Annotated in this window: 17 protein-coding genes; 12 read left to right on the top strand and 5 right to left on the bottom strand. The window is 72.2% G+C overall.

Going from position 1 to position 22640, the window contains the following annotated elements; translation table 11 throughout:
• The first annotated feature begins 392 nt into the window (after nucleotides 1-392).
• From ACFV1J_RS09800 to ACFV1J_RS09755, 10 genes are all read left to right on the top strand, one after another.
• Nucleotides 393-1079, top strand: coding sequence for a (2Fe-2S)-binding protein (locus ACFV1J_RS09800; RefSeq protein ID WP_385856770.1), 687 nt, complete (start codon nucleotides 393-395; stop codon nucleotides 1077-1079).
• On the top strand, nucleotides 1076-2071 hold the full coding sequence (locus tag ACFV1J_RS09795; RefSeq protein WP_385856769.1) for an FAD binding domain-containing protein: 996 nt from the start codon (nucleotides 1076-1078) through the stop codon (nucleotides 2069-2071). Before ACFV1J_RS09800 ends, ACFV1J_RS09795 begins: the two co-directional genes overlap by 4 nt.
• A 50-nt stretch (nucleotides 2072-2121) precedes the next feature.
• A complete protein-coding gene (locus tag ACFV1J_RS09790) occupies nucleotides 2122-4239 on the top strand; it encodes a xanthine dehydrogenase family protein molybdopterin-binding subunit (RefSeq protein WP_385856768.1) in 2118 nt (705 codons plus the stop codon).
• A gap of 178 nt (nucleotides 4240-4417) precedes the next feature.
• Complete coding sequence (locus tag ACFV1J_RS09785; protein ID WP_385856767.1) at nucleotides 4418-4918, top strand: ATP-binding protein; 501 nt, start codon at nucleotides 4418-4420, stop codon at nucleotides 4916-4918.
• A gap of 151 nt (nucleotides 4919-5069) precedes the next feature.
• Entirely contained in the window at nucleotides 5070-5558 is a 489-nt protein-coding gene (locus tag ACFV1J_RS09780) for a hypothetical protein (protein WP_385856766.1), read from the top strand.
• Between the two features lie 152 nt (nucleotides 5559-5710).
• On the top strand, nucleotides 5711-6154 hold the full coding sequence (locus ACFV1J_RS09775) for a hypothetical protein (RefSeq protein ID WP_385856765.1): 444 nt from the start codon (nucleotides 5711-5713) through the stop codon (nucleotides 6152-6154).
• Between the two features lie 181 nt (nucleotides 6155-6335).
• Nucleotides 6336-7415: a PLP-dependent cysteine synthase family protein gene (locus ACFV1J_RS09770; RefSeq protein ID WP_385856948.1), complete on the top strand. Its 1080-nt coding sequence runs from the start codon at nucleotides 6336-6338 to the stop codon at nucleotides 7413-7415.
• A complete protein-coding gene (locus ACFV1J_RS09765) occupies nucleotides 7412-8809 on the top strand; it encodes an MFS transporter (RefSeq protein ID WP_385856764.1) in 1398 nt (465 codons plus the stop codon). The genes ACFV1J_RS09770 and ACFV1J_RS09765 overlap by 4 nt, the downstream gene beginning before the upstream one ends.
• 90 nt (nucleotides 8810-8899) lie before the next feature.
• Complete coding sequence (locus tag ACFV1J_RS09760; protein ID WP_385856763.1) at nucleotides 8900-10957, top strand: phosphocholine-specific phospholipase C; 2058 nt, start codon at nucleotides 8900-8902, stop codon at nucleotides 10955-10957.
• Nucleotides 10958-11129: 172 nt separating this feature from the next.
• Nucleotides 11130-12188: an aldo/keto reductase gene (locus ACFV1J_RS09755; protein WP_385856761.1), complete on the top strand. Its 1059-nt coding sequence runs from the start codon at nucleotides 11130-11132 to the stop codon at nucleotides 12186-12188.
• 52 nt (nucleotides 12189-12240) lie between these two features.
• Here the strand turns inward: ACFV1J_RS09755 and ACFV1J_RS09750 are convergent, their stop codons facing one another.
• The gene (locus tag ACFV1J_RS09750; RefSeq protein WP_385856760.1) at nucleotides 12241-13419 is read right to left on the bottom strand and encodes an Ig-like domain-containing protein; all 1179 of its coding nucleotides are present in this window, start codon (nucleotides 13417-13419) and stop codon (nucleotides 12241-12243) included.
• 201 nt (nucleotides 13420-13620) lie between these two features.
• Nucleotides 13621-14694, bottom strand: a complete 1074-nt coding sequence (locus tag ACFV1J_RS09745) for a DUF6777 domain-containing protein (RefSeq protein WP_385856758.1) — start codon at nucleotides 14692-14694, stop codon at nucleotides 13621-13623.
• Between the two features lie 500 nt (nucleotides 14695-15194).
• On the opposite strand from ACFV1J_RS09745, the gene ACFV1J_RS09740 reads away from it, so the two are divergent.
• The gene (locus ACFV1J_RS09740) at nucleotides 15195-16523 is read left to right on the top strand and encodes a streptophobe family protein (RefSeq protein ID WP_385856757.1); all 1329 of its coding nucleotides are present in this window, start codon (nucleotides 15195-15197) and stop codon (nucleotides 16521-16523) included.
• 22 nt (nucleotides 16524-16545) lie between these two features.
• Here the strand turns inward: ACFV1J_RS09740 and ACFV1J_RS09735 are convergent, their stop codons facing one another.
• The 3 genes from ACFV1J_RS09735 to ACFV1J_RS09725 are packed head-to-tail and all read right to left on the bottom strand — an operon-like array spanning nucleotide 16546 to nucleotide 20523.
• Complete coding sequence (locus tag ACFV1J_RS09735) at nucleotides 16546-17601, bottom strand: serine/threonine-protein kinase (RefSeq protein ID WP_385856756.1); 1056 nt, start codon at nucleotides 17599-17601, stop codon at nucleotides 16546-16548.
• The gene (locus tag ACFV1J_RS09730; protein WP_385856755.1) at nucleotides 17598-18155 is read right to left on the bottom strand and encodes a hypothetical protein; all 558 of its coding nucleotides are present in this window, start codon (nucleotides 18153-18155) and stop codon (nucleotides 17598-17600) included. The genes ACFV1J_RS09735 and ACFV1J_RS09730 overlap by 4 nt, the downstream gene beginning before the upstream one ends.
• Nucleotides 18156-18171: 16 nt before the next feature.
• Nucleotides 18172-20523 (bottom strand): FHA domain-containing protein, encoded by a 2352-nt coding sequence (locus ACFV1J_RS09725; RefSeq protein WP_385856754.1) that lies wholly within the window; start codon nucleotides 20521-20523, stop codon nucleotides 18172-18174.
• A gap of 453 nt (nucleotides 20524-20976) precedes the next feature.
• On the opposite strand from ACFV1J_RS09725, the gene ACFV1J_RS09720 reads away from it, so the two are divergent.
• The gene (locus ACFV1J_RS09720; RefSeq protein ID WP_385856753.1) at nucleotides 20977-22593 is read left to right on the top strand and encodes a nucleobase:cation symporter-2 family protein; all 1617 of its coding nucleotides are present in this window, start codon (nucleotides 20977-20979) and stop codon (nucleotides 22591-22593) included.
• Nucleotides 22594-22640: the final 47 nt, after the last annotated feature.

The raw sequence follows: 22640 nt of genomic DNA, 5'->3' as shown, positions 1-22640 counted from the left end.
GGGCGACCGGCCCGCTGGTGAGGCGATAGGGCCCGCAAATGAGGCGACCGGCCCCGCGGATAGGGCGACCGACCGTCCTCACCCGCCCACCCCCCGAAGGGGGGTGGGCGGCGGGGAAAACCAAAAGAGGGGCAAGCGAAGCGCAAGCAGAACGAGGGTGAAGCGCAAGCGGAATCCCGTGTGGGAGAACGCAACAACGAAACGCCCCGAGCGGGAGACCGCAACAAGCGGGAATCCCACGGAAGACGACAACAAGCGGAACCCCGTGGGGGAGAACGCAACAAGCGCAACAAGCGCAACCAACACAACAAGCGCAACAAGCACAACGGCCCCCGGTGCACGCCGCCACGGGCCACGCAAGGGGGGTCCGGAGCAAGGAAAGGCAGAAGCGAGTGCAGCCGACCAATCAACCGGCGGATGCCGGAGGGGCGCGGGCGGCCGGCGCCGCGCGTGCCGGGACCGGTGCCGGAACGCACACCGGGACGCATACCGGGACGGCCACCGCCCGGCCCGCCCCGTCCGATCGGCCCGCCGAAGCGGCGGCCGAGGAGCGTTCCGCGCTGGTTCTGTACGTCAACGGGACCCCGTACGAGCTGACCCTGGACCACCGGACCACGGTCCTGGACGTGCTCCGTGAGCACCTCGGTCTCACCGGGGCCAAGAAGGGCTGCGACCACGGGCAGTGCGGCGCCTGCACGGTGCTCGTCGACGGGCGGCGCGCCAACAGCTGCCTGATGCTGGCCGTGGCCCAGGACGGACGGCACATCACCACCATCGAGGGGCTGGCGGACGGGGAGCGGCTGCATCCGCTCCAGGAGGCGTTCGTGGAGCGGGACGCGCTGCAGTGCGGCTACTGCACCCCGGGCCAGATCTGCTCCGCCGTCGGAGTGCTCCAGGAGGCGGCCGACGGCTTTCCGTCCTACGTCACCCCCGCCGACGCGCCCCAGGGCGGGCCGGTGGAGCTGACCGCCGAGGAGATCCGCGAGCGGATGAGCGGGAACCTGTGCCGCTGCGGCGCCTACCCCCGGATCGTCGAGGCGGTCCATGACGTGTCCACCGACCAGGGAGTGACGTCATGAAACCGTTCGGATACGTGCGGGCGACCAGCGTCGAGGAGGCCGTACGGGCCGCCGAGGGACAGCCGGGAGCCCGCTTCCTCGGCGGCGGCACCAACCTCGTCGACCTGATGAAACTGGGTGTGGAGCGGCCCGGTCTGCTCATCGACGTCACCCGGCTGCCGCTGGACCACATCGAGGAACTGCCGGACGGCGGGCTCCGCATCGGGGCGATGGTCAGCAACAGCGCCCTGGCCGCGGCGGCCCCCGTGCGGGAGCGCTACCCGGTGCTGTCGCAGGCCGTGCTGTCCGGCGCGTCGGGCCAGCTGCGCAACACCGCGACCACCGGCGGCAATCTGCTGCAGCGCACCCGCTGCCTGTATTTCCAGGACGTCTCCAAGCCCTGCAACAAGCGCGAGCCCGGAACCGGCTGTCCGGCCCGTGAGGGCATCCACCGCGACCTCGCCGTACTGGGCCACTCCGCGCACTGCGTCGCCACCCAGCCGTCCGACATGGCGGTGGCGCTGGCCGCGCTCGACGCGACCGTCGAGCTGCACGGCCCGGACGGCGACCGCAGCGTGCCGGTGACCGAGTTCCACCGGCTGCCCGGCGACCACCCCGAGCAGGACACCGTGATCCGGCCCGGCGAACTGATCACGGCCGTGCAGCTGCCGCCCGTGGACGGCGGGGCCCGGTCCCGCTACCGCAAGGCCCGTGACCGCGCGTCGTTCGCCTTCGCGCTCGCCTCCGTCGCCGCCGTACTGGAGGTCGGGGACGGTGTCGTACGGCGTGCCGCGCTGGCGTTCGGCGGGCTCGCGCACCGGCCGTGGCGGGCCCGCGCGGCCGAAGAGGTGCTGCAGGACGCCCCCGCCACCGAGGACACCTTCGCCCGCGCCGCCGAGACCGAACTCGCGGCCGCCGAGCCGCTGCGCGACAACGGATTCAAGGTCCCGCTGGCCCGCAACCTCGCCGTCGCCGTCCTGGCCGAACTGGCGGCCCCACCCGCCCGCGGCTGACCTGCCCCGTCACCGTCTCCCATCCGCCCGCTCGCCCGAAGGACCCGCTCATGAGCCCCCACACCTTCCCGCTCGGCCCACCCCCGTACCCCCTGGGCGAACCGCTCGTCCGGCGGGAGGGCCGGCAGAAAGTCACCGGCGCCGCCCGTTACGCGGCCGAACACACCCCGCCGGGCTGCGCCTACGGCTGGCCGGTCGCCGCGGGGATCCCGCGCGGCCGGGTCGCCGCCGTGGACACCGCGGAGGCGCTCGCACTGCCCGGTGTGATCACGGTGCTGACGCACGAGAACGCGCCCCGGCTCGCCGCCGCCGAGGACCCGACGCTGTCGGTGCTCCAGGAGGACCGGGTGCCGCACCGCGGCTGGTACGTGGCGCTCGCGGTCGCCGACACCCTCGAAACGGCGCGGGCGGCCGCCGAGGCCGTCCGGGTGACGTACGAGACCGACGACGGCTGCGACGTCCTGCTGCGGGCCGACCACCCGCGGCTGTACGAGCCGGAGACGGCCAACGGCGGGTACCCGGGGACGCGGGAACGCGGCGACTTCGAGGGGGCGTTCGCCGCCGCGCCGGTCACCGTGGACGCGACCTACCACGTGCCCCCGCTGCACAACCACCCGATGGAGCCGCACGCCTCGACCGCCCACTGGAGCGAGGGGCATCTGACGGTGTACGACTCCAGCCAGGGGGCCACCAAGGCGTGTGAGGACCTGGCCGCCCTCTTCAAGCTCGACAAGAGCGAGATCACCGTCGTCTCCGAACACGTCGGCGGCGGCTTCGGGTCCAAGGGGACGCCGCGCCCGCAGGTCGTCCTGGCCGTGATGGCCGCGCGCCACACCGGGCGGCCGGTCAAGGTCTCCGTGCCGCGCCGGGAGATGCCCGCGGTCGTCGGCCACCGCGCCCCGACGATCCAGCGGGTCCGGCTGGGCGCCGGCAAGGACGGCGTGATCACCGCGCTGTCCCACGAGAGCGCCACCCACACCTCGACCGTCACGGAGTTCGTCGAGCAGGCAGCGGTGCCCAGCCGCGTCATGTACACCTCGCCGAACAGCCGCACCGTGCACCGCGTCGTCCCGCTCGACGTACCGACCCCCTCGTGGATGCGCGCCCCGGGCGAGTGCCCCGGCATGTACGCCCTGGAGTCCGCCATGGACGAACTCGCCGTCCAGCTGGGCATGGACCCCATCGAACTGCGGATGCGCAACGAACCGGACACCGAGCCGGACAGCGACCGGGCCTTCAGCAGCCGGCACCTGGTGGGCTGTCTGCGCGACGGCTCCGAGCGGTTCGGCTGGCTGCCGCGCGACCCGCGCCCCGGTGTGCGGCGCGAGGGCGATCTGCTGCTCGGCACCGGGGTCGCCGCGTCCACCTACCCCGTCCTGATCGCCAGTTCCGACGCCGAGGCGCACGCCGACCGCGACGGCACCTTCCGGATCCGGGTGAACGCCACCGACATCGGCACCGGCGCCCGTACCGTCCTCGCGCAGATCGCCGCCGGCGCGCTGATGGCACCGGAGGACCGGGTGCACATCGAGATCGGCAACAGCGATCTGCCGCCCGCGATGCTGGCCGGCGGCTCGGCCGGCATCGGCTCGTGGGGCTGGGTGGTCCACAAGGCGTGTACGGCGCTGCGGGCGCGGCTGCGGGACCATGTCGGGCCGCTCCCGGCCGACGGGTTCACGGTCGCCGCCGACACCCGCCAGGAGACCTCCGAGCGGTCCCCGTACGCCCGGCACTCCTTCGGTGCCACGTTCGCCGAGGTGCAGGTCGACACCGTCACCGGGGAGGTGCGGGTGCGCCGCCTGATGGGCGTGTTCGCGACCGGCCGCATCCTCAACCCCCGTACCGCGCGCTCCCAGTTCGTCGGCGGGATGACCATGGGCCTGGGCATGGCGCTCACCGAGGGCAGCGAGGTGGACCCGGAGTTCGGCGGCTTCGCCGGCTGCGATCTGGCCGGCTACCACGTGCCGGCCTGCGCCGACGTGCCGCGGATCGAGGCGTACTGGGTCGAGGAGGAGGATCCGCATCTCAACCCCATGGGCAGCAAGGGCATCGGTGAGATCGGCATCGTGGGCACCGCGGCGGCCGTCACCAACGCCTTCTGGCACGCGACTGGAGTAAGGCTGCGCGACATCCCGCTCACCCCGGACAAGGTGCTGTCCCACTTGTGAGAGGGCCGTATCAGGTGAGCGCCGGGGGCTCCGGCGTGCCGTGAGCTGTTGCGGGCCCCCGGGGGCCGGGTCAGCATGACACATGACCCATACGTACCAGATGCTCACTCTTCGTGTTCGGGGTTCGTTGGTCCAACGAGGTGAAGGACGTGAGCCTCTCGCGGTGAGGAGCCACGACATGACACTTCCCAGCGACCGGCACTACACGGTCGAACTGCATGCATCGGCGGAACGCGTGCCCCAGATCCAGCGGATCCTGGCCGCGCACCTGAGGTATTGGGACCTCGAGCTCCATATCCCGCCCGTATGCCGGGGAGTGGCGGAACTCCTGACCAACGTCCATCGCCACATCGGCCCGGAGGCCCGCTGTGTGGTCGAACTCCGTTGGTCCGGCCGCAATCTGACGACCTCCGTCGCCGACGAGGGGCCGCGACTGCCGAAGCTGATGAGCGCCGCCGGGGGCGGGCTCTCCCGGGTCGCCGCGCTCAGCGACAGCTGGGGCACCTGCGGCACCCCCGACGGCAAGGTCATCTGGTTCACCCGGCGCGTCGAGGCGGCCCGCAGGACGCCGCTGGCCGGCCGCGCCCCGCTGCGCAGCGTGCCCGACGAGAAGGGCCAGCCGGTGGTTCCGCCGGCCGTACCGGCCGAGCCGCTCGCCGAGCCCGCCCGCCTCGCCTGAGACGGCCGCGACAGGGCGGGGCCACGGTCACCGAACCCGGCGAGGCGTCCGCCGCGGCGCGTCCCGGAACGCCTCGCCCACCGGCCGATATCCGCCCCTCGAAGGGTCGTTGACCCGGACGCCGGCCGTCCGCTGCGGTTACGATCGCGGCATGGCAACGGCCCGGAGCCTCAACTGCGTGCGGCGGCACCGCCCTTCGGCGGTCCCGTTCCCGCTGCTGTGGCTGGCCGCGCTGCTGCTCGGCGTGCTCATCGCCCACGGCGCGCGGATGGAGAGCGCCGAGGGCCATCCGGTGAGCGCGGTGCCGATCGCGGCCTCCACGGCCGCCAACGCCGGCACCTGGCTCGCGCCCGATGACGCCGGCGCCTGGCTCGCGCCCGTCTCCGCCGGCACCTGGTTCGCGTCCCACGCCGCCGGCCCCGTGGAGCATCCGCATCACCCCGGTGACCGGCACTCCGACGAGCTCTGCCTCTCCGGCCAGCCCCCGCAGGGCGCCCCATTGGCGTCCCCGTGCGCCCGCCCGCTGACCGCCCTGTCCCGGCCCGCGCCGGTACCGGTCCACCGCGGCCCCCTGCCCGGCGCCGCCGCCTCCCTTCCTCCGCCGAGCGGCGCCCCCGCCTCCGTCGTGCAGCAGGTCTAGATTCCGGCCACTTCCGGATCAGCCCTGCCGTTCCCGCCTGCCCGCGGCCCTGAGCGTGTGCTCCGGCCGTGCCGCGGCGGCAGCCCTACGGAGGCCCCGTGCCCTGCCGCGCCCTCGTTTTGTTCCGTACGCCGTTCGGTACGCCGTTCCGCATGTTGTCGCCCCGTGCGCCGTCGTCCCGTGCCTCGCCCCGCGTTCCGCTCCGGCTGACACCGCTGGTGCTGCTGTGCGTCGGCCTGCTGGCGGTGCTGTTCCCGTGTGCCACCGGTGCGGGTGGCCACCATCCTGCGGACGGTCCGCGGGCCGTCGCCGCCGCGCCGGGGCCGTCCTTACCCCCGGTGGCCGCGGCACCGGAGGCAGCGGCGGAGGAGGGCGGGCACCCGGCCGATGAGTGTCTGCCCGGGCCGTCCGGTCGGGTCCCGCAGGGACGTACCGCCGCGGGCGCGCCGGCGGCCGTCGCGCTGCCCGGTGTCCTCGGGGGAGCGGTGTGCGGAACGGGTCCCCAACTGGCCGGCGGGCGCGGGACGGACGCCTCGGCCGGGCCGGACCGGAGCGGCCGGGCGACTCTCCACGCCCTGTGCCGGTGCCGGAGATAGGAACCCGTGGCCGCGCCGGCCTGCCGTGCCGGCGCGGGACGAGCGTCCCTGTCCTCCCCACACCGAACGCGAGTGAGTCATGCACTCTCTTCCCACGACCACCGGCCACGTACTCCGCGGCCGCCCCGAACCCGGATCCGACGCACCGGTCCCGGTCCCGGCCCCGGCCCCGGCCCGCGCGATGAGCCCGGCCGCCCCCGCCGCCGGCATCCCCGGCCTGGTGGGCAACACCCCCGTGCTGTACGTCTCCGAGCCGCTCACCCCGCCCGGCCGCGGTTTCTGGGCCAAGCTCGAAGGCCGCAACCCGGGCGGCATCAAGGACCGGCCGGGCCTGCACATGGTCGAACGCGCCCGGGCCCGCGGCGAGTTGCGGCCCGGCGCCCGGATCATCGAATCCACCAGCGGCACCCTCGGCCTCGGCCTGGCGCTCGCCGGGATGGTCCACGGCCATCCGGTCAGCCTGGTCACCGACCCCGGTCTGGAACCCTCGATGACCCGGCTGCTGACCGCCTACGGCGCACACGTCGAGCTGGTCGCCGAACCGCACCCCACCGGCGGCTGGCAGCAGGCCCGCCGGGAACGGGTCGCCGAACTGCTCGCCGCCCACCCCGGGTCCTGGTGCCCCGACCAGTACCACAACCCCGACAACACCACCGCCTACCTGCCGCTGGCCCTCGAACTCGCCTCCCAGTTGGGCCACCTCGACGTCCTGGTGTGCAGCGTGGGCACCGGCGGACACTCCGCCGGCGTCTCCCGGGTCCTGCGCCAGCTCTACCCGGAACTCCGGCTGGTCGGCGTCGACACCATCGGCTCGACCATCTTCGGCCAGCCCGCCCGGCCCCGGCTGATGCGCGGACTGGGCTCCAGCATCTATCCGCGCAACGTCGCCTACGACCAGTTCAGCGAGGTGCACTGGGTCGCACCGGGCGAAGCGGTGTGGACCTGCCGCCGGCTGGCCTCCTCGCACTACGCCACCGGCGGCTGGAGCGTCGGCGCGGTCGCGCTGGTCGCCGGCTGGCTCGCCCGGACCGATCCGCCCGGCACCCGTATCGCGGCCGTCTTCCCGGACGGACCGCAGCGCTATCTGAGCACGGTCTACGACGACGAGTACTGCGCCGCCCACGGGTTGCTCGGCACCCCGCCGGCGGACGGGCCCGAGACCCTGCACCGGCCCGGGGAGCGGGAGGTGACGGCCTGGAGCCGGTGCGCCGAGGTCGTCGATCCGCTCGGGCTGCCCGGGTCGCCGGAGGTGGTCCGGTGAAGGGCACCCTCGCGCAGTGGCGTTCCTACGAGCGCAGCGCCCAGCTGCTGATGGTCAATCAGTTCACCATCAATCTGGGCTTCTACATGCTGATGCCCTATCTGGCCGCGCATCTGTCCGGCACGCTCGGCCTGGCCGGCTGGCTGGTCGGACTGGTGCTGGGAGTACGGAACTTCAGCCAGCAGGGGATGTTCCTGGTGGGCGGCACCCTGGCCGACCGGTTCGGCTACAAGCCGCTGATCGTGGCCGGCTGTGTGCTGCGCACGCTCGGCTTCGCGACGCTCGGCCTGGTGGACTCGCTGCCGGCGCTGCTCGCGGCGTCCGCGGCGACCGGGCTGGCCGGGGCGCTGTTCAATCCGGCCGTCCGGGCCTATCTGGCGGCCGCGACCGGGGACCGCAGACTGGAGGCGTTCGCCCTCTTCAACGTCTTCTACCAGGCGGGGATCCTGCTCGGCCCGCTGGTCGGCATGGTGCTGACCGGCGTCGGGTTCCGGGTCACCTGCCTGGTGGCGGCGGGGGTCTTCGCGCTGCTGAGCGTCGTGCAGATCCGTGCGCTGCCGGCCCGCGGCGGCCGGGCGGAACGGGACCGCGCCGCCGGCCGGCACACCGGCGTGCTCGCCCAGTGGCGGGGCGTCCTGGCCAACCGGTCGTTCCTGCTCTTCTCCGGTGCCATGACCGGCTCGTACGTGCTGTCCTTCCAGGTCTACCTGGCGCTGCCGCTGGAGGTGAAACGGCTGGGCGGCGAGGGGCCGTTCGGCACCGCGGCGGTGGCCGCGCTGTTCGCCGTCTCGGGGCTGAGCACGATCCTGGGGCAGACCCGGGTGACCCGCTGGTGCAAGGCCCGGATGCCGGCCGGACGGGCGCTCGCCGCGGGGCTGCTGACCATGGCGCTGGCGTTCCTGCCGCTGCTGGCCGCCACCGCGCTGCCGGTCCCGGACGCCGGCCCCGGGCGCTGGGCGCTCGCGGCCGTACCGCCGGCGCTGTCCGCGCTGCTGCTCGCGGTCGGCACGATGATCACCTACCCGTTCGAGATGGACACCATCGTCCGGCTCTCCGGTGACCGCCTCGTCGCCACGCATTACGGGCTCTACAACACCTTCTGCGGAATCGGGATAACCCTGGGCAATCTGCTGACCGGTGCCGCCCTGGACGCCTCCCGGTCGGCCGGGCTGCCCGCCCTGCCCTGGCTCGCCCTCCCCGCGCTCGGCCTGGCGTGCGGCGCCGCCCTCCTCGGGCTGCACCGCACCGGCCCCGGTCACCCCACGGCCCCCGCGCCGCCCCTCCCGGCCGTTCCGGCCGCTCCGACCAGGGAGTTCGCTGCCCGTACGGCGATCCGACACACATGTGTCACCCCCCCTTCCCTGAGGCTCGTTCCTCTTGGGACACTTCGCTGACGCCCGTCATCGCACGGCACCTCACACAACCGAACAGCTCTGTCTCCCAATTCACCCACCACCCCCACATATCGCGAGGTCCTCAGACTCATGCCTGAACTCAATCGGCGGCGTTTCCTCCAGATCGCCGGCGCCACCGCGGGTGCCTCCGCACTGTCGAGCAGCATCGCCCGCGCCGCTGCCATCCCCGCCACGCGCCGCTCCGGCTCCATCAACGACATCGAGCACGTCGTGGTGCTCATGCAGGAAAACCGTTCCTTCGACCACTACTTCGGCACGATGAAGGGCGTCCGCGGCTTCGGTGACCCGCGCCCGGTGACGCTGTCCAGCGGCAAGCCGGTGTGGCACCAGCCCGACGGCGGCAAGGAGGTGCTGCCCTTCCACCCCGACGCCGAGGACCTCGGCATGCAGTTCATCGCCGGCCTCGACCACGACTGGGCGGGCGGCCACAAGGCGTTCAACAACGGCGCCTACGACCAGTGGGTGCCGGCCAAGAGCGAGCGCACCATGGCGTACCTCAAGCGGCAGGACATCCCGTTCCACTACGCGCTCGCCGACGCCTTCACCATCTGCGACGCCTACCACTGCTCGTTCATCGGTGCCACCGACCCCAATCGCTATTACATGCTGTCGGGGCACGTGGGCAACGACGGCAAGGGCGGCGGGCCGGTCCTGGGGAACCAGGAACTCGGGTACGACTGGACGACCTACGCCGAGCGCCTGGAAACGGCCGGGGTCTCCTGGAAGGTTTACCAGGACATCGGTGACGGCCTGGACGCGGCCGGCGGGTGGGGCTGGATCGACGACGCCTACCGCGGCAACTACGGCGACAACTCGCTGCTCTTCTTCAACCAGTACCGCAACGCCAAGCCCGGCGACCCGCTCTACGACAAGGCGCGCACCGGCACCAACGCCAAGGCCGGCGACGGCTACTTCGACCGGCTCAAGGCCGATGTCAAGGCCGGCAAGCTGCCGCAGGTTTCCTGGATCGCCGCCCCCGAGGCATTCTCGGAGCACCCCAACTGGCCGGTGAACTACGGCGCCTGGTACATCTCGCAGGTCCTGGACGCGCTGACGTCCAACCCCGAGGTGTGGAGCAAGACCGCCCTGTTCATCACCTACGACGAGAACGACGGCTACTTCGACCACGTCGTTCCGCCGTACGTCCCGTCCTCCGCGTCGCAGGGCCTGTCCACCGTGGACACCGCCCTGGACTACTTCCCGGGCAACGCGTCCTACTCCGCCGGGCACTACGGCCTGGGCCAGCGCGTGCCGATGCTCGTCGTCTCCCCGTGGAGCACCGGCGGCTTCGTGAACTCCGAGGTCTTCGACCACACGTCGATCATCCGCTTCATGGAGCGGCGCTTCGGCGTGCACGAGCCGAACATCTCGCCGTGGCGGCGCGCGATCTGCGGCGACCTCACCTCCGCCTTCGACTTCCGCGGCAAGGACACCGACCCCGCGCGGCTCCCGGACACCGACGGCTACCAGCCGAAGGACAACCAGCGGCACCCCGACTACGTCCCCAAGGCGCCCGCCAACCCCGCCCTGCCCAAGCAGGAGGCCGGCTCGCGCCCCACCCGGCCGCTGCCCTACGCCCCGCTGGTGGACGGCTCCGCCGACCCGGCGGCAGGGAAGTTCACCCTCACCTTCAGCGCGGGTAACGCGGCCGGCGCGTGCTTCCACGTCCGGTCGGGCAACCGCACCGACGGGCCCTGGACGTACACCACGGAGAAGGGCAAGAAGATCTCCGACACCTGGAACACGAAGTACTCCAAGGACGCCTACGACCTGTCGGTGTTCGGCCCGAACGGCTTCCTGCGGACCTTCCAGGGCCCCGGCAGGACCGCCGGTCCCGAGGTGACGGCGCGCCACGACAAGGCGACCGGCAACCTCAAGCTCACCCTGAAGAACGCCGGCAGCGCCGACTGCCACCTCACCGTCACCAACGCGTACGGCGGCGCCAAGGAGACGTTCAAGGTGCGCGCCGGCGCCACCGTCGAGCACACCGTGGAACTGCGGGCCAGCAAGCGCTGGTACGACCTGACGGTGGTGTCCGACACCGACCGTACGTTCCTGCGTCGCCTGGCCGGCCACGTCGAGACCGGCGCGGTCGGCGTCAGCGACCCGGCCCTCATCACCGGCTGACCGCACACCGGACGGGGCGCCCGCCGCACGCGCGGGCGCCCCGTCACGGCACGTCCACCGGGGCGACGCCCGGTGACACGCGCGCCCTTACGCGCCGATGGCCTGCCCCCGACGGCCCGTCAGCTCCTAGCGTGGCGACCACAAGCGGCCAGAGCGGACCGAAGGGAACCACGTGCGCTACACACTGTTCGGCAGGACCGGCCTGCGGGTGAGCGAGCTGAGCCTGGGGACGATGACGTTCGGCGAGGAATGGGGCTGGGGCACCCCCAAGGACACCAGCGCCCGGATCCTGAACGCCTACGCCGACGCCGGCGGCAACTTCCTCGACACCGCCAACAACTACACCGAGGGCTCCTCCGAGCGGATGCTGGGGGAACTCCTGGAGGGCCGCCGGGACGCCTTCGTCCTGGCGAGCAAATACACCTGCGTCACGCGCAAGGGTGACGCGAACGCGGCGGGCAATCACCGCAAGAACCTGATCCGCTCGGTCGAGGACAGCCTCGCGCGGCTGCGGACCGACCACCTCGACGTGCTGTGGGTGCACGCCCGGGACAACTTCACCCCGGTCGAGGAGGTCATGCGGGCGCTCGACGACGCGGTGCGGGCCGGCAAGGTCCTCTACGTCGGCGTCTCCGACTGGGCGGCCTGGGAGATCGCCCAGGCCAACACCCTGGCCGAACTGCGCGGCTGGACCGCCTTCGCCGGCTCGCAGCTGCGCTACAACCTGCTGGAGCGGACCCCGGAGCGGGAACTGCTGCCGCAGGCCCGCGCCTTCGACCTGGCCGTACTGGCCTGGGCGCCGCTGGCGGCCGGCAAGCTCACCGGCAAGTACCGCCGCGGCGAGCGGGGCCGGCTCACCGTCGTCGAGTCCGAGGTCGCCCGGGACCACAACGCGGAGGAGACCATCGGCGCGGTGCTGGAGGTCGCCGAGCAGGGCGGCTGGAGCCCGGCGCAGGTGGCGCTGGCCTGGCTGCGCGGGCGGCCCGGCAACATCATCCCGATCATCGGCGCCACCAAGGAGAGCCAGCTCGCCGACAACCTCGCCAGCGTCGATGTGGAGCTGGACCCGGACGCCAGGGACCGGCTCGACCGGGTGAGCGCGGTGCCGCTGGGCTTCCCGCACGACTTCCTCCGGGAGCCGGGCATCCTGGACACCGTCTACGGCGACCGCTGGCCGGACATCGAGGACCGGCGCTCGACCTACCGCCGCACGGCCGACGGGATCCGCTGACCGACCCGCCTTCCGGCCCGGCCGGGGCCGGAAGGCACCGCATCTTCGGTGACTACTTCAGGGCGCTCCGCTGCTGCCACTGCTGCCAGGTCTCCTGCCAGACCTCCAGGCCGTTGCCGACGTCGGTCTTGTTGGGGTTGGAGGTGCCCTTCACCTCGACCGTGGAGCCGATGGTCAGGAAGTCGTAGACCTTCTTGGCGTCCGAGGTGGTCATGCCGAAGCAGCCGTGGCTGTTGTTGACCACACCGATGGACTTGTTCCACGGGGCGGAGTGCAGGAAGGTCCCGGACGCGGTGAGGTGGGTGACCCACTGCGAGTCCAGCATCCACTCGCTGCCGTGGCCGATGGTGGCCGAGTCCATCGTCTCGGCGGCGTTCTTGCTGCGGACGGTGTGCACGCCGCCGCGGGTCGGGTCCTGCGGGGAGCCGGCCGAGCCGGTGACGCTGCCGACGTTCTTGCCGTCCTCGTACATCGTCAGGCGGTGCCCCGGCACGTCGATGACGGCCTTGCGGTCGGAGCCGATGGTGAAGCCGAAGTTGTAGTCGCGGGCGAACCAGCCGCCGGTGTCGCCCGAATTGATGCCGGACAGTGCGCCCTTGACCGAGACCTTGGTGCCGCTCGGCCAGTAGTCCTTGGGGCGCCAGTCGATCCGGTCCTTGCCGGAGTAGTCCTTGACCCAGCCCCAGGCGCCGGTGACCTTCGGCTGGGTGGTGACCTTCAGTGCCTTCTCGATCTCGGCGCGCCGGTCCTTGGCTATCGGGTGGTCGAAGAGGACCGATATCGGCATTCCGGTGCCGACGGTCTGGCCGCCGCCCGGGGTGTTGGTCAGCTTGTTGATCTTGTCGGCCTTCTCGGTGGTGAAGGTCGAGCTGGCCGCGGCCTTCCGGCCCTGGTCGGAGGTCGTCCGGGTCCGTACGGTGTAGGTCGTCGCCGGCCTGACCTTGCCGTCGGAGGTCCATGACGTGCCGTCACCGGACATCCGGCCGTCGACCGTGCCGCCCTTGTCGTCCTTGACGTCGACCGAGGTGAGCTTGCCGCCGGCGGCCCGTACGGATATCGCCGAGCCGAGCTTGGCCGCCTTGCTGCCCGCGGCCGGTGTGACGGTCACCTTGGCCGGCGGTTCGTCGGCCTTGGTCGAGCCGGCGCCGCCGCCGCACGCGGTCAGCAGACCGCCCGCCGCTGCGAGGACGGGTATCAACCGGGCGGGGTGGCGACGGAGTGCGGCGTGCACGGGGGTCCCTCCAAAGCAGAACGCTGACAGTGGCGGGGCCCGGCCCTGGGAAGGGGGGAACCGTCAAGGCTGCCCATGCACCCGCCGCCTATGCAGAGGGTGTGTCCGCTGTGGAGGTTGTCCGTCGCGCCGTAATTTCAGGACACGGTTCGATATCGCGCGGTGTGCGGTGGCCGCAGCGAGTGGTGTGCGGTGGCCGCGTCAGCTGGCCGGGGCCGGGGTCTCCCCGCCACCGCCCGGTTGGGACCCGCTTCCCGACGATCCGCCACCGGTGGAGGAACCGCCCGTTGTGGAACCACCCGGGGTGGAGCCGCCGGGCGACTCGCCGCCCGTGGACGATTCGCCGCCGGTCGTGCCCTCACCGGGGGTGCTCGGTGTCTCGGGCGTCGTCCCGCCCTCGGAGCTGGAGCCACCACCGGTGCTGCTCTCCGGCGGGGACGAACCACCGGAGGGCGGCGTGCCCGGTTCCGTCGTCGGGGAACCCGGTGCGGTCTCGCCCGGCGAGGGCGGTCCGTACGGGCCCATCGAGGCCGGGGGACCGCTGGGCGTCTCCTCCGGCGGGGCCGACGAGTGGTCACCGGCCGCGCCGGTGTCGCCCCTCGGCCGCTTGAACCACTGGCCGGTCTTCGGGTTCCGCAGGGTGAATTCCTGGACCTCGGACTTGGCGGGCTTGACGACGACCGCGTTGGTCGCCTGGTAGCCGGGCCAGGTCTCGCCGGTCGTCTTGGCGCCCTTGGCCAGCGCCTCCGGCTCGGTCAGCGGATTGCCGCACTTGCAGCGCACCCGCGGGACCCCGTAACTGTCGACCAGGACGGCGGTGCCGGCCTGCAGGACCGACTGGAAGGGGTACGCCTTGCCGTCCTTGTAGCCGTGGTTGGTGACCCGGGTGTCGTAACCCAGCTGTACCGGCGTCATCGACCGCAGGTACGACGGGACGTCACCGGGCGCCTTGTTCAGCACCTCGGCGAACGCCTGCCGTTTCGCCGGCTGGTCCTGCAGGTACTTGATCTGCTTCTCGACGTCGCAGCTCGCGGTGTGCTCGGTCCCGCCGTAGAGGCCCGGCATCGAGCCGGCGATCCGGGCGTTGGTGCCTTGGGAGGGCTTCACGGGGCGGGCCGAAGGGGCCGCACCGGACTCGTTCGCCGTGGACTTGGTGACGGGGTTCTGGCCGGTCGCGCCGGCCGGTTCGGCGAACAGCTCGGCCGAGGCGGAGCCGCCGCCCGGCCGGGTGAGCACGAGCGTGATGATCACCGCCGCGACGACGGCGGCAGCCACGATGGCGATGCGGGGCGCGGAGCGCCACCAGGGGCCGCCGCCCCCGGCTCCGCCGCCCCAGCCGCCGCCCCCGCCGCGGTCGCCCGGGGGCCTCGGCCCTTCCGGCCCGCTGGGTTGCGGTTGCGGTTGCGGGCGCCAGGCTCCGGAGCCCACCTGTGTCGGTTCGTGCGAGGGCCCGGACGGCCGGCCCGAGAGGGGGCCCGTGGGCGGCCCCGTGGGGTGACTGTCGGGCGGCGGTGAAGATGTCACGGGTCCCTCTTCCGGCACAGGGCCATCCGGCCATGCGGATGTGGTGCTTTTTATTCCCCTTATAGGCAATTGTCTGCCTCAGATCGCCGCCGTCCGCAAGCCGGGCGACGCAGGCGTGCTCAGACCCGCGTGCTCAGGGGTGACGGCGGTCCCACGGGGGCTTGCCTACGGTGGCGGGCACGTTCGACTGATGAGGTAATTGCGGCAGTTGTCGCGATCACTGGATGCCGGGGAAGGCGAGGAGGCACCGCGTGAGCCAGATCCGAGGCCCCGCTCCGGCCGGTCCCGGACCGGTCCGCCCCGGCGGCGTACCGCCCGCCCTCCGGGCCTGGGCGCAGGCCCTCGGTACGGCCGCGGCCGGCCTCGTGACCATGATCGTGGTCGCCGCGCTCGGCCTGTGGGCGGCCGGCGCCACGAACCTGCCGGGCGGTGCGTTCCCCTCGGTGGTCGCGGCCACCGTCGTGGTCGCCGCCGGCGGCTCGGTCGGCCTGACCGGTGACGCCGGGATCATCGCCGAGGCGGCCGCCGCGCTCGACGTCGTACCGCTGTCGGTGACGCTGGCCGGTGCGCTGGTGACCGCCGCCGTCTTCCTGCTGCCGCTGCGTCACCGGGCGGTGGCCGGCACCGCGGAACTGCTCGCCCGGGTCGCCCGTACGGCCGTGTGCTGGCTGGTCCTGTTGCTGCTGATCGCGCTCGCGGCCCGGCACAGCTTCCAGATCTCGGTGGGCAACGAGCTCGCCGACGAGATCGGCGCCGAACTGGGCACCACCCCCACCGTCGGCTTCCGCCCCGACCTCGGCGCGACGCTGGGCTTCGGCCTGTTGTGGGTGCTGGCGGTGCTCGCGCTGACCTTCCTGGTCTCCCGCCGCGCCCCGCTCTCCGCCCGGCTGCTGCACCATCAGGACTCGCTCCGGCCGCCCGCCTTCGCCATGGTGCTGACCCTGCTGGTCTACGTGGCGATCGCGCTGGTCGTCGCCCTCATCGAGCTGATCACCGGCGACCATCCGGCGGACACCCTCGCGGTGGTCTTCCTCGGGCTGCCCAACCTCGCCTGGATGGCGCTCGGCATCGGGACCGGCGGCGGCTGGACCGGGCATATCGACAAAGCGATCGGGCTGCCCCTGCCGCAGGTCCTGGACCGGGTACTGCGCACCCACGAGCAGGGCACCCTCGACCTCGGCTCGCTCGCCGAACAGGACGGCCGCGCCTGGTGGCTGCCGGTGATCGCGGCCGTGGTCCTGCTGACCGCCGCGTTCCTGGCCGCGGTCCGCTCGCCGGCCCGGCTGCCGGCCTGGCGGCACGCCGTGGACCTGGCGGTGGCGCTCGCGCTGACCCTGTTCGTCGTCGGCATGCTCACCCGGATCTACGCCCACTACGGGCTCTCCCTGATCGGCATCGGCGACCTCGGCGGCAACCTGGGCGGCGAGGTCACCCTGCAGCCCCAGCTCCTCCGGCTGGTGGGGGTGGGCGCCGCCTGGGGGCTGGTCACCGGCTTCCTCGGCAGCCTGCTGGCCCGGGGCGTACGACACCGCGGCGAGGTACGGAACAACGGCCCGGGCCGCCGCCCGGCAGGCCGCTGAGGCCTGTGCGAGGGGTCGGGCCTCAGTGCGTCCGGCCCCGGAACACCGGGGCCGCCCAGCGCGGCGGGGGCGGCGGGTGCCGGGTGTCCCGGTCCAAAGGCGGGCCGTCGGTCGCGGTGTCCCCGGTCTGCCGGGAGATCACTGTCGGCGGATGGTCCTGCGGAGCTTGCGGTGCCGCCGGTTCCGTCCGCCCGGCCGCGCGCACCGCCGCCACGAAGCCCCGGCAGGTCTCGTACCGGTCGTCCGGCGCCTTGGCCAGCGAGCGGGTGAAGACCGGGTCGACGGCCGGCGGCAGATCCGGCCGCAGGGTGGTGAGGACCGGCGGCGCGGCGTTCATGTGGGCCCACAGCAGCGCCATGTCGTCCTCCCGCCGGAACGGCGGCGCCCCGGTCAGCATCTCGAAGACCACACAGGCCAGGCTGTAGACGTCGCACCGGCCGTCCACCGGCCGGCCCGAGATCTGCTCGGGCGCCACGTAGTCCAGCGTGCCGACGAACTGGCCGACCCTGGTGAGCCCGGTCAGCGACAGCGACTTCTTCGTCAGCCCGAAGTCGGTCAGATAGGCGTGCTCGGGGCGGTCGCTGTCGGTCCCCTCGGCGATCAGGATGTTGCCCGGTTTGACGTCCCGGTGCACCAGGTCGTGCGCATGCGCCGCGTCCAGCGCGGAGGCCACCTGCAGCGCGATCCGGCACGTGGTCTCCAACGAGAGCGGCCCCTCCCGGGCCAGCAGCGCCGCCAGGTCCTTGCCCTGGACGTACCGCATGGCGATGTAGAGCATGCCCTCGGTCTCGCCGGCCTCGAAGACCGGCACGATGTGCGGATGGTCGATCGCCGCGGCCACCCGCGACTCGTGCGCGAACCGCTGCCGGAAGCTGTCGTTGCGGGCGAGCTCGGGCGCCAGCAGCTTCACCGCCACGGTCCGGCCCAGCCGCAGGTCCTCCGCCCGGTAGACCACCGCCATGCCGCCCCGGCCGATCTCGTCCTGCAGCAGGTACTCGGCGATCCGGCGCCCGCGCAGCCCCGACGAGTCGGGCGCCGTGGTGCGCGACCGGTCCCGCTCGTCCGGTGCGCCGTTCACAGGTACTCACCCGGCGGGGGAGTGGCCGACTGGGAGGTGGCCGGTGTGTCGTCCGCGCTGCCCTGCGACGACGGCCGGGCCCCCACCGCGTACGTCTGCAACGACACCCCGTCGCAGTAGCACCACCGCTCGTGCCGGGCGTCGTACAGCCAGATCGCGTCGCCGTCCACGACCACCCCGATCCGTTGGCCCCGGGTCCGCTCGGTGAACGATTCGCCGTCCAGCTGACCGGCCGCCAGCTCCTCGACCAGCCGCCGGTAGTGCACCAGCGCGCCCTCCGCCGCGCCCAGCAGCGGCCGCGGGTCCGCGGTCCGGGCGGCGGGCTGCGCGGCGGACGGCGGATCGCGCGGGATCGACAGCAGCAGCCGCCCGTCCACCCAGGCCGACCAGCCGTTGGAACACAGGGCCAGTGCCCAGTCGCCGCGCCGCTCCAGGACCTGGACCGGCAGCAGCGGATCGAGCGGCGCGCTGGGCATGGTGGCGTCCGGGGCCGACCAGGTCGCCATACCCTCCGGTGGGACGACATGACTGGGGAGGAACGCGGGGGCGGTCACAGGCGGCTCCTCGCTGCTACTCGCGCATGATCTCGGGTTCGTGCCGCCGCAGCAGCCGGGTGACCACGAAGCCCGCGACCAGCGAGAGCACGACCATCATGCCCATGTCGAGCAGCCAGATCCCCGCGGTGTGCCGGAACAGCGGGTCCGCGGTGAGGTTGTCCGGAATCAGCCGGTGCAGGTCGATGGTGCCCGCCATGGCACCCAGCGCCCACCGCGAGGGCACCAGCCACGCCAGCTGCTCCAGCCCCGGCACGCCGTTCAACTTCAGCAGCGCACCGCAGAACACGACCTGGACGATCGCGAGGAGGACCAGCAGCGGCATGGTCACCTCCTCCTTGCGCACCAGCGCGGACACCACCAGGCCGAGCATCATCGCGGTGAACGCCAACAGCGCCACGGCGAGGATGATTTCGACCAGGGCGGGCAGCAACACCCCTTTTCCGCCCGGCACGTTCAGTTTGACCCCGGTCAGTGCGACCAGCGTCAGCACCACCGCCTGGACGACCGTGATCAGCCCGAGCACCAGCACCTTGGACATCAGGTACGCCGAGCGGGACAGGCCGACGGCTCTCTCCCGTTGGTAGATCGTCCGTTCCTTGACCAGTTCGCGCACCGCGTTGGCGGCGCCGGTAAGCACCGCCCCGACGCACAGGATCAGCAGGGCGTTGAGCGCGCTGTCCGGCGTGAGCGCGGACCCGGCCAGGGCGTGCGCCATCGCGCCCATCACGAACGGCAGCGCCACCATGATGATCAGGAAGGTCCGGTCCGCGGTCAGCGCCGCCGCGTACCGGCGCACCAGCGTGCGCAGCTGGGCGCCCCAGCTCTGTGGTTTGTGCGCGGCCACCGACCCGGCCGGCGCCTCCGGGACGCGCGGCGGCTGGTGGGTGTCCATCGCGATGTAGCGCCGGTGCTGCGGCGAGGCCCGGTAGGTGCCCGCCCAGTCCCTTTCCCGTTCGTTCTCGAAGGCCTCGAACGCCTCCGGCCACTGGCTGAACCCGAAGTACTGCAGCGCCTCCTCCGGCGGCCCGTAGTACGCGATGGTGCCGCCCGGTGCCAGGACCAGCAGCCGGTCGCAGACGTCCAGGCTGAGCACGCTGTGGGTGACGACGATGACCGTACGGCCGTCGTCCGCCAGGCCGCGCAGCATGTGCATCACCGACCGGTCCATCCCGGGGTCGAGCCCGGAGGTCGGCTCGTCGAGGAAGAGCAGCGACGGCTTGGTGAGCAGCTCCAGGGCCACGCTGACCCGCTTGCGCTGTCCGCCCGACAGGCTGTGGATCGGCTGGTCCACCCGGGCGTCCAGGCCCAGTTCGTGGATCACCTCCGCCACCCGGGCCTGCCGTTCGGCCCTCGCGGTGTCCTCGGGGAAGCGCAGCTGTGCGGCGTAACCGAGCGCCCGGCGCACGGTCAGCTGCAGGTGCAGGATGTCGTCCTGGGGCACCAGCCCGATGCGCTGGCGCAGCTCGGCGTAGTCGCGGTAGAGGTCGCGGCCGTCGTAGAGGACCGTGCCGTCGTCCGCGGGACGCAGGCCGGTCAGCGCGTTGAGCAGCGTCGACTTGCCCGCGCCGCTCGGGCCGACCACGGCGAGCAGCGTCTTCTCACCGACCGGGAAGGACACCCGGTCCAGCAGCGTCTTCTCCGTCCGGTGGCCACCGTCGACCCGGACGGTCAGGTCCTGGACGTCCAGTGAGACCTCGCCGGTGTCGATGAACTCTTGCAGTTCGTCGCCGACCAGCGCGAACGCGGAGTGGCCGATGCCGACGATGTCGCCGGGGATCAGCGGGGCCCGGTCGACCGGCTGGCCGTTGAGGTAGGTGCCGTTGTGGCTGCCCAGGTCGATGATCTCGAAGCCTTCGGGGCCGGCCCGCAGCTCGGCGTGCCGGCGGGAGACCGACAGGTCGTCGACGACCAGGTCGTTGTCGGGCGCGCGGCCGATCCGGGTGGTCCGGGCGGCCGGGATCGGCCGTACGGAACTGGGGCTGCGGAAGGTGTGGGTGCCGGCGGGGTGCGAGACCGCGGACGGCCGCCCGACCGGCTCCGGACGGGGCACCTGGGAGAGCACCGCGCAGGGCCCGTCGGCCGGGTTCCCGAACCGGATCACGCTGCCCGGCCCGACCCCGGACTCCTGGACCCGCCGCCCGTCCGCGAAGGTGCCGTTCGTACTGCCCTCGTCCCGCACCGTCCAGTGGCCGGCCTCGGCCCGCAGCACCGCGTGGTGCCAGGAGACCCGGGCGTCGCTCAGCACGACCTCGCTCTGCGGGTCCCGTCCCACGTGGTAGACCCGGCCGGGATTCATGACCTGGGTGCCGCCGTCGGACTCGACGACGAGCTCGGGCGCGGTGGGCGTCTCCGGCCGCTCAGCCATACCAGAATTTTACGGCGACGGCCCGGGCCGCGCCCGTCCGCGCACCTCCGCCGCTCTCTTCCCATATCGCCGCCATCACCGACAAAAGCCCCGCAAGACCGCCACCCAAAACGGGAATTCACGCAGTGATCCGGTTTTATGGCCGCGAAGGCAACCTTTATCGGTGCTTTATGCGAGCGAACGCCGCCGGTTACTCGCGAGGAAGGGTGAAGGTCAACTAAGGTGAGCGATTCCGATTGGTCGCCACCCGCAAATTCCATGGAAATGCCGGACTTTGCTGCGCTGATCGAAGGAAGTCCTGCCGAACCAGGACCAATGTGCAGCGCAGGGCTACGTGGTGTCGGCAACACCGGTCAAACGTCGGCTTTGTAAGACCCAGCCGGCCCGTCCGTTCACCGGGACGCGACGGCGCCGGTCCTTCTTATTCACCTACCTCGTGAAGGCAAGGCAGAGATGGCACGAGTCTCCCGACAGTATTCCCCGCAGTTCCCGGACCAGGGAACGCATCCGGTCGACGAGGTGCTCCCCGTCGGCAAACTCACCCTCTACGGTTTCCAGCACGTCCTCGCCTTCTACGCGGCCGCGGTCATCGTCCCGATCCTGCTCGGGAACGCCCTGAAACTCTCCCACGACCAGCTCGTCTACCTGATCAACGCGGACCTGTTCACCTGTGGCATCGCCTCGATCATCCAGGCCCTCGGCGTCTGGAAGATCGGCGCCAAGATGCCGCTGGTCCAGGGCGTCACCTTCACCGCCGTCTCCCCGATGATCGCCATCGGCCAGGGCGCGGGCGGCGGCACCGCGGGGCTGCTCGTCGTCTACGGCGCGGTGATCACCGCGGGCATAGCGACCTTCCTCTTCGCACCGTTCTTCAGCAAGCTGGTGAAGTACTTCCCGCCGGTCGTGATCGGCACCATCCTCACCATCATCGGCATGACGCTGATACCGCAGGCCCTGCAGGACGCGGCCGGCGGTGCGCAGCTGATCGGTAAGCCGGAATTCGGCGACCTGAAGAACCTCGGATACGCGCTGGGCACCCTGCTGTTCATCCTCGCCGTGGTCCGGATCGGCAAGCCGTACCTGAGCAGCCTCGCCGTGCTGCTCGGCCTCGTCGGCGGTACCGCGGTCGCCTGGGCCTTCGGTGATGTGGATTTCAGCGGGGTGCAGAATGCCGACTGGTTCGGGGTCAGCACGCCCTTCCACTACGGACTGCCGAAGTTCGAGCCGTTCCCCATCATCGCGATGGTCGTCGTCATGCTGATCACGATGGTGGAAACCACCGGTGACGTCTATGCCATCGGGGAGATCACCCGGAAGCGGGTGGACAACGACACGGTCGCCCGGGCACTGCGCGCGGACGGTGTCGCGACCCTTCTCGGCGGCATTTTCAATTCCTTCCCCTACGTGGCGTTCGCCGAGAACATCGGTCTGGTGCGGATGTCCAAGATCATGAGCCGGTTCGTCGTGGTCGCGGCCGGTGTCTTCATGATCGCCCTGGGACTGCTGCCGAAGGTCGGCAGCCTGGTCGCCGCGATCCCGCATCCGGTCCTCGGCGGTGCGGCGATCTCCATGTTCGGCATGGTCGCCACCGTCGGCATCCAGATCCTCGGCAAGGCGGACCTGCGCGAGGAGCGCAATGCGCTGATCCTGGCGGTCAGCCTCGGCGCCGCGATGCTGCCGACCGCCGTCGCCCCGTTCTTCGACCGGATGCCGGACGGTCTCCGGGCCGTTCTCAACAGCGGGATCACGCTGGGCGGTCTGACCGCGATCCTGCTGAACCTGCTCTTCAACGTCTTCACCCGGCGCAACACGGTGGAGATCGACTGGGACAACATCGAGGACGACGCGGAGGAGCCGGCGGACGCCGGGTACCCGTCGCCGGGCGACCAGGAGCCGGTGGGCCCCGCCGACCCGCTGGGCTTCCCCGGCCCGGCGGCCGCCCCGTACGACCCGCAGGGCTCGGTCGCGCACTTCCCGACCGACCCGGCCCGGCACTTCCCGCCCGGCCCCCGGCGCCCGCAGGGACCCCAGCACCCGCAGGACCCCCAGGGCCCGCACTGGGGCCGCTGAGCGCACCCCTGGACGCGCGGCGGGCGGGGAAGGGCCCGCACCCCTCC

It is taken from the genome of Streptomyces sp. NPDC059649 (genome assembly GCF_042734445.1).
Lineage (GTDB): Bacteria > Actinomycetota > Actinomycetes > Streptomycetales > Streptomycetaceae > Streptomyces.
The sequence above is the reverse complement of the archived record's forward strand: the minus strand, read 5'-3'. Positions and strand labels throughout refer to the sequence as shown.